This window comes from Candidatus Galacturonatibacter soehngenii (assembly GCF_008830185.1).
GTDB lineage: Bacteria > Bacillota > Clostridia > Lachnospirales > Lachnospiraceae > Lachnotalea > Lachnotalea soehngenii.
In genome coordinates this window covers 239043-254678 of sequence record NZ_WAGX01000005.1, presented here as the reverse complement: position 1 = coordinate 254678, position 15636 = coordinate 239043, and the positions used below count along the sequence as shown (strand labels likewise).

Genomic DNA, 15636 nt, shown 5'->3' with positions numbered 1-15636 from the left:
GAGATTTTTATGGCGAATGTATATAGTGTAGGTCAGGTTAATTCATATATTAAAAATATGTTTACACAGGATTTTGCTCTTAATAAGATATATATTAAGGGTGAAGTATCCAATTGTAAGTATCATTCCACCGGCCATATCTATTTTACTTTAAAGGATGATACAGGGACGCTTGCCTGTGTTATGTTTGCCGGCCAAAGAAAAGGTCTTGCTTTTCAAATGAAAGAAGGACAGACTGTAATTGCACTTGGTAGTGTAAATGTCTATGAAAGAGATGGCAAATATCAATTATATGCCAAAGAAATTATTTTAGATGGAGCAGGGCTTCTCTATCAAAAATATGAGAAATTAAAAAAAGAATTAGCAGAGATGGGAATGTTTGCAAAAGAATACAAACAACGTATTCCACGTTTTGCAAAAAAAGTTGGGATCGTCACAGCCCCTACGGGAGCTGCAATTCGAGATATTATGAACATTTCCAAACGTAGGAATCCATATACACAACTTATCCTATACCCTGCACTTGTACAAGGAGAGCAGGCAGCAGCCAGCATTGTAAAAGGAATTCAAGTTTTAGATAAAGCAGGTGTTGACGTGATAATAGTTGGACGTGGTGGTGGATCGATTGAAGATTTATGGGCTTTTAATGAAGAAATCGTTGCAAGAGCCATTTTTGACTGCAATACACCCATCATTTCAGCGGTTGGACATGAAACCGATGTAACGATAGCAGATTATGTTGCTGATTTACGAGCACCAACTCCTTCCGCAGCAGCAGAATTAGCAGTATTTGAATATGATGCTTATGTTGAATATCTATATGGCTATAAAAAAACGTTAGAATCATTTATGAAACGTATTGTGCTTGATTATCGAAATAAAGCAGAGAAGATGAAGTTAAGGCTTAGTATGTTAAGCCCAACCAATCAAATTCGAGAAAAACGTCAGCTTACTATGGATATTGAAACTAAGCTTAAAATGATTATGAAAAATATGATAAAATCAAAACGATATCAATTAGAAATATATATAGAAAAAATGAATGGTTTGTCACCAATACATAAATTAAATCAAGGATATGCTTATGTAGCAGATGATAGTGGGAATACTGTAAATGATATCAATAAGGTTGCAAAAGGCGATAGTCTAACCATACATGTGGCCAATGGTGTTATATTAGCTGATGTAAATGAGACTAGGGAAAGATAAGTAAAAAGGAGAGATTGCTATGGCGAAAAAAAATCTTTCAATTGAAGAGGCTTTTGATAATTTAGATACGATTTTAGAACAACTAGAAGATAGAGATATAACCTTGGAAAATTCCTTTAAATTATATCACAAAGGCATGGAACTATTAAAACATTGCAATGAGAAAATAGATACTGTGGAAAAACAAATGTTGCAAATTGATGATAATGGTGAGATAAATGAATTTTAAAAATGAATTAGAACAAAGAGTAGACACAATTGAACAAACTTTGAAAGAGTTTCTTCCAAAAGAAGAAGGGTTTGCAAAAACTGTAATTCAAGCAATGAATTACAGTATGTTAGCAGGCGGAAAACGTTTACGTCCTATGCTTATGGAAGAAACCTATAAATTATTTGGTGGTAAGGACGAAATAGTTAAGCCTTTTATGGTTGCAATTGAGATGATTCATACGTATTCACTTGTACACGATGACTTGCCAGCCATGGATAACGATGAATATCGTAGAGGTAAAAAGACAACTCATGCAGTCTATGGAGAAGCCATGGGAATCCTTGCAGGAGATGGATTATTAAATCTAGCCTTTGAATGTGCAACCATGGCATTTGATATGGATTTAGAGTATAAAAGAATTGGGCGAGCACTTAAAATACTAGCCAACAAATCTGGTGTGTATGGAATGATTGGTGGCCAAAGTGTTGATATAGAAAACGATGGAAAGCCACTGGATAAAGATACCCTAGACTTTATTTACAGACTAAAAACAGGAGCCTTAATCGAAGCATCAATGATGATTGGTGCTGTATTAGCAGGAGCAGATGAAGAACAGGTAAGTATTGTTGAGCAAATTGGTGCTAAAGTAGGACTTGCGTTTCAGATTCAAGATGATATTTTAGACATCACAAGTACAGCAGAAGTTCTGGGTAAACCAATTAACAGTGATGAGAAGAATCACAAAATTACGTATGTTACACTTAAAGGTTTAGATAAAGCGAAAAAAGATGTAAAAGAGGTTTCCCAATTAGCTCTCGCTCTTTTAGAACGTTTACAGTTGAAAAATGATTTTTTAAAGGATCTAATTGAAATGCTGATAACCAGAGAGAAGTAGAGGATAATGTCATATGATATTAGAAAAAATGAATCATGAAAATGATATCAAGAAGCTAACGCCTATCGAATTAGAGTTGCTAGCAGAAGAAATAAGAGAATTTTTAATCAATAAAATAAGTGTTACTGGTGGTCACCTAGCCTCAAATTTGGGGGTGGTGGAACTTACGATGGCCCTTCATTTGTCCTTTCAATTACCAAATGATAAGATTGTTTGGGATGTGGGACATCAATCCTATACCCATAAAATATTAACGGGTAGAAAAGCTGGATTTGATGAACTTAGAAAATATGGTGGGTTAAGTGGATTTCCAAAAAGAAATGAAAGTCCTTGCGATAGTTTTGATACAGGACATAGTTCCACCTCCATATCTGCTGCGCTTGGGCTTGTATCAGCAAGTCAGATTTTAAAAAAAGATAATTATGTGGTAGCGGTTATTGGTGATGGAGCTTTAACAGGCGGGATGGCTTATGAGGCATTAAACAATGCCGCTCGTCTTAATAGGAATTTTATTATTGTATTAAATGATAATAATATGTCTATCTCAGAAAATGTAGGGGCAATGTCTCAATATTTAAGTAATATTCGAACCGCTGATGCTTATACAGATTTGAAAACTGGAGTAGCAGACACGTTGTCTAAAATACCAATTTATGGTGAAAAGGTAGTAGGGCAAATACGAAAAACAAAAAATGGTATCAAGCAGCTTATGATACCAGGTATGCTGTTTGAGAATATGGGTATCACTTATCTTGGACCAGTTGATGGTCATAATGTGGATAAAATGGTAAAGACGTTTAATGAGGCTAAAAAGCTGAATCAGGCAGTAATCGTTCATGTTAAGACGAGTAAGGGAAAAGGCTATGCACCTGCGGAACGACATCCAGCTAGATTTCATGGAGCGGAGCCATTTATGATCGAATCAGGACTTCCTACAACAAAAAGGGCCAAGGCCACTTACTCAGATATCTTTTCAACGGTAATGAGAAAATTAGGAGACCGCGATGATAAAGTGGTAGCAATAACCGCCGCTATGCCAGATGGTACAGGGTTAAAACGTTTTAAAAATATGTTTCCAGATCGCTTTTTTGATGTAGGCATCGCAGAGGAGCATGCTGTAACTTTTGCAGCAGGTCTTGCTGCGGAAGGTTTAAAACCAATTTTTGCTGTGTACTCCTCATTTTTGCAAAGGGCTTATGACCAGATTTTACATGATGTTTGTATTCAAAATCTACACGTAATCTTTGCTATTGATCGTGCTGGACTGGTAGGAAGTGATGGTGAGACACATCAAGGACTCTTTGATATTTCTTTTCTAACAAGCATACCGAACATGAATGTTTTAGCACCCAAAAATAAATGGGAATTGTCTGATATGCTTAAATATGCAGTTGATTTTCACGCACCAATTGCAATTCGCTATCCAAGAGGAGAGGCATATGATGGATTAAAAGAGTATCGCGCTCCGATTATCTATGGAAAAAGCGAAGTGATTTTCGATGAATCAGATATTGCATTGGTGGCAGCTGGAAGTATGGTAAAAACTGCAAATGAAGTTCGAAAAGAGCTAAAAGAGATTGGATATAATTGTAGTTTAATAAATGCCAGATTTTTAAAACCAATAGATGAGGAAGCCATTCTAGAATTAACAAAAGAACATAAGTTAATTGTTACATTAGAAGAAAATGTAAAGAATGGTGGTTTTGGAGAAAAGGTGCTTTTGTTCTTATCTGAATGCGGAATACAGACAAATGTATTAACCATTGGTATTCCTGATGAATATGTAGAACATGGAAATGTGGATATATTAAAAAAAGAAGTGGGTATTGATAAGGATTCCATCCTAAAGAAAATAATTTCAGCTTATATCAAATGATTGATTGTTAGGAAGGCGTTAATAAAGGTGATAGAATGAAAGAACGTTTAGATATTTTATTGGTTAACAGAGGATTCGCGCCCTCAAGAGAAAAAGCAAAGGCTATTATTATGTCTGGAAACGTATTTGTAAACGGAGAAAGAGAAGATAAAGCAGGACAAACCTTTGATGAAAAGGCAGAGATTCTGGTAAAAGGACAAACGTTAAAATATGTGAGCCGTGGTGGACTAAAGTTAGAAAAAGCAATACTTAACTTTGGCGTAAGTGTAACAGATAAAATATGTATGGATGTGGGCTCTTCCACTGGAGGATTTACAGACTGTATGTTGCAAAATGGTGCAACTAAAGTATACGCAGTGGATGTAGGACATGGGCAACTTGATTGGAAGTTAAGACAAGACGAACGTGTTGTTTGTATGGAAAAAACAAATATACGTTATGTTACAAAGGATGATATAAACGATTTGATTCAATTTTCTTCCATAGATGTTTCATTTATTTCTTTAACAAAAGTTCTATTACCTGTAAAGAATCTGCTTTCGAGTGATGGCCAGATTGTCTGTTTGATTAAACCTCAATTCGAGGCAGGCAGAGAAAAGGTTGGGAAAAAAGGCGTTGTCAGAGAAAAAAGTGTTCATATTGAGGTGATAGAAAAAGTAATTGATTATGCTCGAAATATCGGTTTTGAAGTTCTTGATTTAGAATTTTCACCAATAAAAGGACCAGAAGGAAATATAGAATATTTATTATATATTCAAAATCACACGAACGAAGAACCATATGAAACGAACGCTGTAGATGTGTATGAAGTCGTTGATAGGGCACATGAAACTCTATAGGAGGTACTGCTTTGAACAAATTTTACATAATAACAAATCATCAAAAAGATGAAGGGCTTGCCCTGACAAAATCCATTCGCGACTATTTACAGTCAAACAAAAAAGAATGTATCATTCAAGAAGAGTGTTTAAAAGATCACCAAAAAGACTATATGTTTACAGATGCAAGTTTAATACCAAATGACGTGGATTGTGTTATGGTCTTAGGAGGAGATGGAACTTTAATTCAAGCGGCAAGAGATATTGCGGTTAAAAAAATTCCACTAGTGGGAATTAATTTAGGAACGCTTGGTTACCTAGCAGAAATCGAGAGAAATAATATCTATCCTGCTTTGGATAAATTAATGAACGATGAATATGTACTGGAAAAAAGGTTAATGTTAAAAGGTGAAATGTTTAAGAATGGAAAGTCTGCATTCAAAAACAGAGCCTTAAATGACATTGTGATTAATAGAGATGGAAGGCTTAGAATTGTAGAGTATGAAATTTATGTAAATGATGAATATCTCGTATCTTATAGCGCAGATGGAATTATTATTTCTACTCCTACTGGTTCTACAGGCTATAATATGTCAGCGGGTGGACCCATTGTAGATCCAAAGGCAGAAATCTTAACCGTAACGCCTATTTGTTCACACACTCTAAATTCGAAAAGTATTGTATTATCGGCAAATGATAAGGTAGTTGTGAAGATTGGGCCAGGCAGAAAATTATATGTAGAAAATGTGGTTGCTACTTTTGATGGAGATACCAGTATTAAAATGGAAACAAGTGATTATATTGAAATAACAAAATCAACAAAACATACACAAATTATAAAACTAAGTAATGTAAGTTTTTTAGAAGCGCTTAGAAATAAAATGGGAGATTCCAGATAGGAGTGATTAAATAAATGAAAATTGAACGCCATACGAAAATAGTAGAGTTAATTAGTAAATACGACATTGAAACCCAAGAAGATTTAGCGGAAAAATTAAATGAGGCGGGTTTTAATGTTACACAAGCAACTGTTTCTAGGGATATACGTGAGCTTAAGTTGACAAAGGTTTCAACAGATGGAAACAGACAAAAATATGTGGTTTTGCAAAGTCAAGAAGGTTGGATGAGTGAAAAATACATTCGCGTCTTGCAGGATGGTTTTTTGAGTATGACAAAAGCCTCCAATATCTTAGTAATAAGAACTGTTTCAGGAATGGCAATGGCTGTAGCGGCAGCTTTGGATGCAATGCAGTTTAAAGAAGTATTAGGCTGTATTGCAGGAGACGATACTATCTTTTGTGCTACCAGAAGTGATGAGGAAACGTTATCTTTGATGGATAGAATGAGAAAAATTGTTGGAAAATAAGTTGGCTTTGTTTTTGATATTGTGAGCAAAGCTCACACGTTGTTAACCTGCTTGAAAAGTGTGTGGAGAGACATAACTTAATAGGGAGTGGATCATATGTTGCTTAATTTACATGTTAAAAATTTAGCGTTAATCGATGAATGTGAAGTTGACTTTACGGAAGGGCTAAATATTCTTTCTGGTGAGACTGGTGCAGGTAAATCGATTATAATTGGCTCGATCAATCTTGCTTTAGGTGCAAAAGCATCAAAGGACATTATAAGAGAGGATGCACAGTTTGCACTTGTAGAACTTGTATTTACATTGGATACAAAGAAACAAGCAGATAAGATAAAAGAGTTGGGTATTGATTTGCAGGAAGAAGGACAAGTTATTATTACAAGAAAGTTAATGAACGGGAAAAGCATCAGTAAAATCAATGGAGAAACCGTCCCAAATAATCTTGTGAAAGCAGTAGCAGAAATTCTAATCGATATCCATGGACAACACGAGCACCAATCTTTATTATATAACAAGAATCATTTAGTTATTTTAGATGAATATGCAAAATCAGAAATAAGTGAAGTAAAACAAAAAGTTTATGACGCTTATCAAGAATTTGATCAAATAAAAAAGCAATTAAAAGAATCAGAAATTGACGAAGAGCAAAGAAAAAGAGAAATAGCTTTCATTGAATTTGAACAAAATGAAATAGAAGAGGCCTCCCTGAAATTAGGTGAAGACGAAGAATTAGAAGAATTACATAAAAAGATGTCAAATGCCAAAAAGATAGTCGAAAATCTAGCAGGAGTCTATAGCAAGACAGGCTATGAAGAAACTTCATCAGCAGGTGAGAGTATTGGGCGCGCGTTAAGAGAATTGACTGCCATTGTGGATTACGACAAAAAATTAGATGATTTATGTGCACAATTAAGAGATATCGATTCCTTGTTAAATGATTTTAATAGAGAAGTTTCTGATTATTTACTTGAAATGGAATTTTCTGATGAGGAATTTATGGAAGCAGATAATCGTCTCAACTTAATCAATCATTTAAAGTCGAAGTATGGCAAAACACTCAAAGAAATATTTGATTATGAGGAAAAGCAACAGCTTCGTTTAAACCAGTTGAATGAGTATGAAGACTATATAATAAGACTAAAAAATCAACTAAAAAATGCAGAAGAAAAGTTGCAAACGCAGTCTCATGCATTATCTCAGATTCGACAAAAATTTGCAAAGGAATTATCAGATAAGATTAAATCAAATCTTGTAGATTTAAATTTTTTAAATGTAGATTTTGAGATAAAGTTTCACAAATTAAATCATTTTTCACAAAATGGTTATGATGAAATTGAATTTATGATATCAACGAATCCAGGAGAAGCGATCAAACCGCTTGGAAAAGTTGCCTCAGGTGGTGAGTTATCGAGAATTATGTTAGCAATTAAAACTGTTTTATCCAATAAAGAGGAAACAGGTTCACTTATCTTTGACGAAATCGATGTGGGAATTAGTGGAAGGACAGCACAAATGGTTTCTGAAAAAATGACTGCAATTGCTAAAACACAACAGGTACTTTGCATCACGCATTTACCGCAAATAGCAGCAATGGCGGATAGTCATTTTGTAATCGAAAAAAATGTTGTAGAAAATAAAACCATTACTTCAATTAGAAAATTAAATGAAAATGAAATCGTTTTAGAATTAGCAAGAATTCTTGGAGGTGCAAAAATTACAGATACTGTGATTCAAAGTGCAAAAGAAATGAAAGAATTGGCAACACGTACAAAAAATGCCTAGTGTTAAAAATCCCATATGAACAGATACTAAAAAAGGATATATATTATGTATATTCTTTTTTTATTGTGACAGAGTGTCATGCAAGGTAAATTAAGTAGTATTTTGCAATATAATTGCATTCCTTTGAAACCTATCTGCATGGCTTTACTGGTACTTCAAATTTTATATTTTAACGGAGGGTATCATGAAGAATAACAGATATATAGACAAAATATTTATCGTGGTTATGCTTTTATTCTTTATATGTTTAACTGGCTTATTATTTCATTCTATTAAAAAGGCTTTGCCAGATGAGATAAATATTATTGCAAATGGAGAACAGCAGTTTGACTTTGGATTACCTGTAAATGGATTCATAAAAAGTGCAGTTGAAGTATCTGAAATAGGGGAATCCAACATACCATCCAATCAGATTAAGATTGATATGCATAAACCCTTCACACTTAAATCAGGCAATGGCGGAAGCTTTGTAATGGCATGTAAGTTATTCGGTCTGATTAATTTGAAAAATGTCAAAATTGATGTTGTGGATAAAGAATATGTCATTCCCTGCGGAATGCCGATTGGAATTTACATTCAAACGGATGGTGTATTAGTCATTGGCACCAGTGTTGTAAATGCAATGGATGGCATGAACTATGAACCTTCTTACAAGCTTGTCAAATCAGGAGATTATATTGTAGGTGTAAATGGGACTAAAATCAATAATAAAAACGAATTGATTTCACTAATCAATCAAGATGGAGCGAATAGTATAGTACTTAATATTAGAAGAAGCGGCGAATTAATTGATGTTAAAATTGAGCCGGTACAAACTACCCCAGATGAATATAAGTTAGGTGTATGGGTACGAGATAATACACAAGGAATTGGAACCCTTACCTTTATTGATAAAGATGCAGAATTTGGGGCACTTGGTCATGGAATCAATGATGTTGACACAAGTACATTAATGGAGCTAAAGTCTGGTAGTCTTTATCACACAAATATTGTTTCTATTATAAAGGGAGAAAAAGGAGTACCTGGGGAATTAACAGGTACAATCGATTATGATAAAAAAAATATTTTAGGGGAGATTAACCGTAATACGACAGAAGGAATATTCGGCATTTCAGAAAAAATACTATCACAATATGATAAAGATCGTAGTATGATGGAAGTAGGGTTAAAACAAGATGTTAAAGTAGGTCCAGCTCATATACGATGTAATGTAGAGGGAGAAATTAAAGATTATGACGTTGAGATCATTGAGGTTAATACTGGTGAAAACAATGTGAACAAAGGCATTGTTTTAAAAGTAACGGATGAAAGACTGTTAAATGTAACTGGTGGAATTGTACAAGGTATGAGTGGAAGTCCCATTTTACAAAACAATAAGATTATCGGTGCAGTTACACATGTATTTATTCAGGATTCGACAAAGGGATTTGGAATTTTTATTGAAAATATGTTACAGTCGAAAAATGTCGAATAAAATATTTGCCAGAAAAGGGTTAAAAAGGTAAAATTACGGTATAATAGATATATTTTGGACAAATTTTGCTAAAAAAGTAGGTGGAGTGGAAAGTGCTGTAATATACAAGAGATTTACTTGGAAATGAAGTGTCGAAAAGTGCGACAAATAAAAGTTGCGAAACAATAGTAATATTTATATAATACAATTAGTTTTTTTACAAAAAAATGAAGAACGGCGCCAAGTAATTTTTCGAAAAAACAATAATAAGGGAAAGAAATATCTAAGGAGGAGTTTTAATGGGTAAGTTAAATGTTGCTATTGCTGATGATAATTCAAGAGTTGTGGATTTGCTCGATGAGATTATAAGTAATGACGAGGAGTTAGAAGTAGTTGGTAAAGCTAGAAATGGAGAAGAAGCTTATAATATCATTAAAGAAAAAGAACCTGATGTGGTATTATTGGATATCATTATGCCAAAAATGGATGGTTTGAGCTTAATGGACAAAGTAAACAAGGATACTTCGATGAAAAAACATCCAGCTTTTATTGTGATAACGGCTGTTGGACAGGAAGGTATAACAGAGGATGCATTTAACTTAGGGGCCAATTATTATATTATGAAACCGTTTGATAATACGATGGTCTTAAACCGCATTAAAAATATCAAAAGAAGTACCATAAGACATGTACAAGAAGTTAGAAAAGTAAATGCTTATGAAAATAAAAAAGAATATGTGACTAGAAATCTTGAGTCGGATGTAACCAATATCATACATGAAATTGGTGTACCAGCACATATTAAGGGATATCAGTATTTAAGAGATGCCATCATTATGTCAGTAAATGACATGGAAATGCTTAATTCTATAACTAAAATATTGTATCCAACGATTGCTAAAATGCATCAAACGACTCCAAGTCGTGTGGAAAGAGCAATACGCCATGCAATTGAAGTAGCATGGAGTAGAGGGAAAATGGATACAATTGATGCTTTGTTTGGTTATACCATTAATACAGGAAAAGGAAAACCAACCAATTCAGAGTTTGTTGCACTCATAGCAGATAAAATTAGATTAGAATATAAGGCAAATGATAATTTTGGTAATTAAAAGTATATAATCACCTTGCATTTAATAAAGAACAAGTACTTTCCAACCATCTTGATATGAGTTATAATTAGCATATTGGAAGGAAATCAAGCGAAGAAACATAAAGACTCCGATTTACAGTAAGTAATAATACTGGATAAATCGGAGTATGATTGTACGTAAGAAAGCAAAGGTTGGAGGGTATTTTATGAAAAATGTTTTGTTTGTTGCTTCAGAAGCAGTTCCTTTTATAAAGACCGGTGGATTAGCAGATGTTGTAGGCTCTTTACCAAAATATTTTGATAAAACAAAATACGATGTTAGAGTAATAATACCAAAATATTTGTGCATGGCAGACAAGTACAAAGAAAGCTTAACGTTTAAAACAAGTTTTTATATGGATCTTGCGTGGAGAACTCAATATGTTGGAATATTAGAAACAGAATATGATGGGGTTAAAATTTATTTTATTGATAATGAATATTATTTAGGTGGTGATAAGCCTTATGGAGAAATGTTTACAGATGTAGAAAAGTTTGCCTTTTTTTCAAAGGCTGCACTTTCTTGCTTGCCTTTGCTTGAGTTTAGACCAGATATTATTCATTGTCATGATTGGCAAACTGGACTTGTTCCCGTTTACCTAAAAGATCGATTTTATAAAGACCCTTTTTTTTATGGAATAAAAACAATTATGACCATACATAATTTAAAATTCCAAGGTATCTGGGATTTAAACAAGACAAGAGATATCACAGGACTATCTATGTATTATTTTACACCCGATAAATTAGAGGCATATGGCGATGCCAATCTTTTAAAGGGTGGATTGGTATATGCGGATATTATTACAACAGTAAGTAATACATATGCAAGCGAAATTAAAACAAAATTTTATGGAGAAAGATTAGACGGATTAATCAATGCTCGTTCGAATTGTCTAAGAGGAATCATAAATGGCATTGATTATGTGGACTATAATCCTGAGACAGACAACTATATAAAAAAGAAATATAGTATTAAAAATTTTAGGAAGCAAAAAATAAAAAATAAATTAGCTTTGCAAGAAGAATTGGGATTAGAGGTAAATTCTAAGAAGTTTATGATTGGGATTGTATCTCGTCTAACGGATCAAAAAGGATTTGACTTAATAGCATATGTAATGGATGAATTGTGTTCACTTGACATACAATTAGTGGTTCTTGGTACTGGTGATGAAAAATATGAAAATATGTTTCGCCACTTTGACTGGAAATATTTTGATAAAGTATCTGCCAATATATTTTATTCAGAAGAAATGTCGCATAAAATATATGCTTCATGTGATGCGTTTTTGATGCCATCTTTATTTGAACCTTGCGGACTAAGTCAGCTTATGAGTCTTCGATATGGAACGGTTCCAATTGTTCGAGAAACAGGAGGGCTAAAAGATACAGTAGAAGCGTATAACGAATATGAAAATACAGGGACAGGTTTTAGTTTCGCTAATTATAACGCGCATGAAATGCTTGATACCATACGATACGCCATGCATATTTACTATAATAAAAAACGAGATTGGAACAAAATTATAGATAGAGGAATGGCTAAGGATTTCTCATGGAAATCTTCTGCAAAAGAATATGAATCTCTTTATGATGATATGATAGGATAGAATTTCATATAAGTGTAAAATAAACAAGAAATCACAAAATGATTTCTTGTTTATTTTTTTCGCAATGCGATATGCGTAATGTTTGCAAGTAGACTTTATTAGAGTATGAGCAGTTGACGGAATCAATCTTCTATTTTATAATAAAAAACATATCTTTACAAAACATATATTCGAATCAGGTAAATAGTGATAATGCTAAGAAAGGGCTGAGGGCTATGGATTATATCAATATGGATGGCAAGCCAGTTGATTTAAAGAAAAAAGCAGCAGAACATATAAAAAAACTAAAGGAAAATAAGAAAGAAGTAAATTTAAATCAAACAACAACGAAAAATAATGAAAATTAATTTTTTCAAACAAAGAAGGATTTTGCAAATCTTTGTAGAATATATATATTAGGGATAGAATTGGTTTTAATGAAAGAAAGGTGAGTACCATGACGATTAGGGAAAGTTTAGAACAATGGGAAGCCGAATATTTAAGTGAATACGCATCTCTTAGTAAGAATTCAAAGGGGCGTGATATTGAGGAAGCGCAATGTGATATTCGACCAGTTTATCAAAGAGACAGAGATAGAATCTTACATTGCAAATCATTTCGGCGATTAAAACAAAAGACTCAGGTTTTTTTATCACCGGAGGGAGATCATTATCGAACCAGACTTACACATACGTTAGAAGTTTCTCAAACAGGGCGAACAATTGCTAAGGCTCTTCGCTTGAATGAAGATTTAGTAGAAGCGATAGCACTTGGTCATGATCTTGGGCACACCCCATTTGGACATGCAGGAGAAAGTGCACTAAACTCTGTATGTAGTCATGGTTTTAAACATTATGAACAAAGTCTACGAATCGTTGAGAAGCTTGAAAAGGGAGGTCAGGGTCTCAATCTAACAAAAGAAGTTAGAGATGGTATCTTAAATCACCCAACAGCAGGCAGTCCATCTACGTTGGAAGGAAAGATCGTAAGATTATCCGATAAGATTGCGTACATCAATCATGATATTGATGATGCAATCCGAGGTAAAATTTTAACAGAGGATGATTTGCCATTCGAATACAGAAAAATTCTTGGTTTCTCATCGAGAGAAAGATTAAATACAATTATTCATGATATTGTCATAAATAGCGCCAACAAACCCGATATTATTATGTCTGATGAAGTAGAGCATGCAATGAAGGGGCTTCGCGCATTTATGTTTAAAAATGTTTATAAGAATCCAAAAGCAAAAGGGGAAGAGATAAAAGCAAAGAGTATGCTTGTACAATTATTTGAGCATTATATGAAGCATATTGAGGATATGTCGAAAGAATACATAGATATGATTGAGCTAGGCAATGAGGATATAGAGCGTGTTGTCTGTGATTATATTGCAGGAATGACCGATCAGTTTGCCATGTCTAAATTTGCTCAGTATTTTATGCCTAATTCTTGGAAAATATATTAAGAAGTTATCGGAGGCATTGATTATGTTTTACCCAGAAGATTTAGTGGAAGAAATTAGAGTGAAAAACGATGTAGTGGATGTATTGTCTTCCTATATAAAGCTAAAGAGGAAGGGAAGCTCTTACTTTGGTCTTTGTCCATTTCATAATGAAAAATCCCCGTCATTTTCTGTGTCGCCAGGAAAGCAGATGTATTATTGTTTTGGTTGTGGTGCAGGTGGAAATGTATTCACTTTTATTATGGAATATGAAAATTATACCTTTCAAGAAGCCATTAAATATCTGGCAGATAGAGTAGGAGTAGAACTACCAGAAGTAGAGTTTTCTAAAGAAGCAAAAGAACAAGCAGACCTAAAATCAAAAATATTAGAGATTAATAAATTAGCAGCACAATACTTTTATATGCAATTAAAAAATGATAGTGGGAAAATTGCCTATGATTATCTAAAGAACAGAGACTTAACAGATGAAACGATGAAGCGGTTTGGTCTTGGTTACTCGAGTAAATACAGCAACAATTTATATCAATATTTTAAAAATAAAGGATATTCAGATGAAATCTTAAAGCAGACGGGCTTGTTTAATATAGATGAAAAAAAAGGTGTATATGATAAGTTTTGGAATCGAGTTATTTTCCCAATTATGGATGTCAACAACAGGGTAATTGGTTTTGGCGGTAGAGTAATGGGAGATGGAAGTCCCAAATATTTGAACTCACCTGAAACAAAAGTTTTCGACAAAAGTAGAAATTTATATGGTCTAAACTTTGCCAGAACATCAAGAAAAAACCATTTACTATTGTGCGAAGGTTATATGGATGTGATTGCACTCCATCAAGCAGGCTTTACCAACGCAGTAGCATCTCTTGGAACAGCATTTACGCAAGGACATGCAAATCTAATAAAACGTTATACGGATCAAGTCTATATTACCTATGACAGTGATGGTGCTGGAAGAAACGCGGCAGTACGAGCGATTCCTATCTTAAAGGATGTTGGGATAACCGTTAAAATTATTAACATGCAACCATATAAAGATCCCGATGAATTTATTAAAAATCTAGGTAAGGAAGCTTTTGAAGAACGTATTGAACATGCAATCAATAGTTTTATGTTTGAACTTGAGATAATGGAACAAGAATACGATATGAAAGATCCAGAAAGTAAAACCAAATTCTTTGGAGAAGTTGCTAAAAAAATATTGGAGTTTCCAGAAGATTTGACAAGAGATAATTATATTCAAGCAGTAGCCGAAACATATCATGTTGGATATGACAATTTCAGACAACTTGTTAATCGTGTCGGAATAAGGTTAGGAGGGATTTCTCCTAGAGAGAAGGCTAAGCCTGTTAAGAACTCTATTCAATCAAAAGATGGAGGAATGAAGGAATCGCAAAGAATATTAATTACGTATTTAATTGAAGAAGAAGGCCTGTATGATAAAATAAAAGATTATATCACGCCAGATGATTTTACAGAAGATTTGTATTATACGGTAGCCTGTATCCTATTTGAACAGCTTAAAAAAGGAGAAGTAAATCCAGCAAAGATTATTAACCATTTTACAGATGAAGAAGAGCATAAACAGGTAGCTGGTTTGTTTAATACAAAGCCAAAAGCTGTAGAAACAAAGGGGGATAAGGAAAAGGCTTTACATGAAACAATAGTAAGGGTAAAAGAAAATAGCTTGATTTATAAAAGCTCCAATCTAAGTTCAGGTGACATTGTTGCCGAGATGCAAAGATTAACAGAGGGTAAAAAAATGATAGAAAGACTTAGAACTTTGCATATTTCCTTAGATTAGGGCTAAAATATAAAAGATTATGGAAGGGTGAATGAC

General features: G+C 33.7%; 14 protein-coding genes. All 14 read left to right on the top strand.

Annotated elements, in window-relative coordinates; genetic code table 11:
- The first annotated feature begins 9 nt into the window (after positions 1-9).
- The gene (gene xseA, locus F7O84_RS08630) at positions 10-1209 is read left to right on the top strand and encodes an exodeoxyribonuclease VII large subunit (protein ID WP_151144192.1); all 1200 of its coding nucleotides are present in this window, start codon (positions 10-12) and stop codon (positions 1207-1209) included.
- 19 nt (positions 1210-1228) lie between these two features.
- On the top strand, positions 1229-1438 hold the full coding sequence (xseB, locus tag F7O84_RS08625; RefSeq protein ID WP_151144191.1) for an exodeoxyribonuclease VII small subunit: 210 nt from the start codon (positions 1229-1231) through the stop codon (positions 1436-1438).
- Complete coding sequence (locus F7O84_RS08620; protein ID WP_151144190.1) at positions 1428-2315, top strand: polyprenyl synthetase family protein; 888 nt, start codon at positions 1428-1430, stop codon at positions 2313-2315. Before xseB ends, F7O84_RS08620 begins: the two co-directional genes overlap by 11 nt.
- A 13-nt stretch (positions 2316-2328) precedes the next feature.
- On the top strand, positions 2329-4191 hold the full coding sequence (dxs, locus tag F7O84_RS08615) for a 1-deoxy-D-xylulose-5-phosphate synthase (RefSeq protein WP_151144189.1): 1863 nt from the start codon (positions 2329-2331) through the stop codon (positions 4189-4191).
- 35 nt (positions 4192-4226) lie between these two features.
- Positions 4227-5030 carry a TlyA family RNA methyltransferase gene (locus tag F7O84_RS08610; protein WP_151144188.1) on the top strand — a complete coding sequence of 268 codons (804 nt, stop codon included), beginning with the start codon at positions 4227-4229 and terminating at the stop codon, positions 5028-5030.
- A gap of 11 nt (positions 5031-5041) precedes the next feature.
- Complete coding sequence (locus F7O84_RS08605; protein ID WP_151144187.1) at positions 5042-5908, top strand: NAD(+)/NADH kinase; 867 nt, start codon at positions 5042-5044, stop codon at positions 5906-5908.
- 14 nt (positions 5909-5922) lie between these two features.
- Positions 5923-6375, top strand: coding sequence for an arginine repressor (gene argR, locus F7O84_RS08600; RefSeq protein ID WP_151144186.1), 453 nt, complete (start codon positions 5923-5925; stop codon positions 6373-6375).
- A gap of 96 nt (positions 6376-6471) precedes the next feature.
- Positions 6472-8157 carry a DNA repair protein RecN gene (gene recN, locus F7O84_RS08595; RefSeq protein WP_151144185.1) on the top strand — a complete coding sequence of 562 codons (1686 nt, stop codon included), beginning with the start codon at positions 6472-6474 and terminating at the stop codon, positions 8155-8157.
- A gap of 184 nt (positions 8158-8341) precedes the next feature.
- Positions 8342-9631 (top strand): SpoIVB peptidase, encoded by a 1290-nt coding sequence (spoIVB, locus tag F7O84_RS08590; RefSeq protein WP_151144184.1) that lies wholly within the window; start codon positions 8342-8344, stop codon positions 9629-9631.
- Between the two features lie 278 nt (positions 9632-9909).
- Positions 9910-10722, top strand: a complete 813-nt coding sequence (gene spo0A, locus F7O84_RS08585) for a sporulation transcription factor Spo0A (protein WP_151144183.1) — start codon at positions 9910-9912, stop codon at positions 10720-10722.
- A 187-nt stretch (positions 10723-10909) separates the two neighbouring features.
- A complete protein-coding gene (gene glgA, locus F7O84_RS08580; RefSeq protein WP_151144182.1) occupies positions 10910-12352 on the top strand; it encodes a glycogen synthase GlgA in 1443 nt (480 codons plus the stop codon).
- 215 nt (positions 12353-12567) lie between these two features.
- A complete protein-coding gene (locus F7O84_RS19355; RefSeq protein ID WP_279237993.1) occupies positions 12568-12699 on the top strand; it encodes a hypothetical protein in 132 nt (43 codons plus the stop codon).
- 89 nt (positions 12700-12788) lie between these two features.
- A complete protein-coding gene (locus tag F7O84_RS08575; RefSeq protein ID WP_151144181.1) occupies positions 12789-13799 on the top strand; it encodes a deoxyguanosinetriphosphate triphosphohydrolase in 1011 nt (336 codons plus the stop codon).
- Between the two features lie 22 nt (positions 13800-13821).
- Positions 13822-15600: a DNA primase gene (gene dnaG / locus F7O84_RS08570; protein WP_151144180.1), complete on the top strand. Its 1779-nt coding sequence runs from the start codon at positions 13822-13824 to the stop codon at positions 15598-15600.
- Positions 15601-15636: the final 36 nt, after the last annotated feature.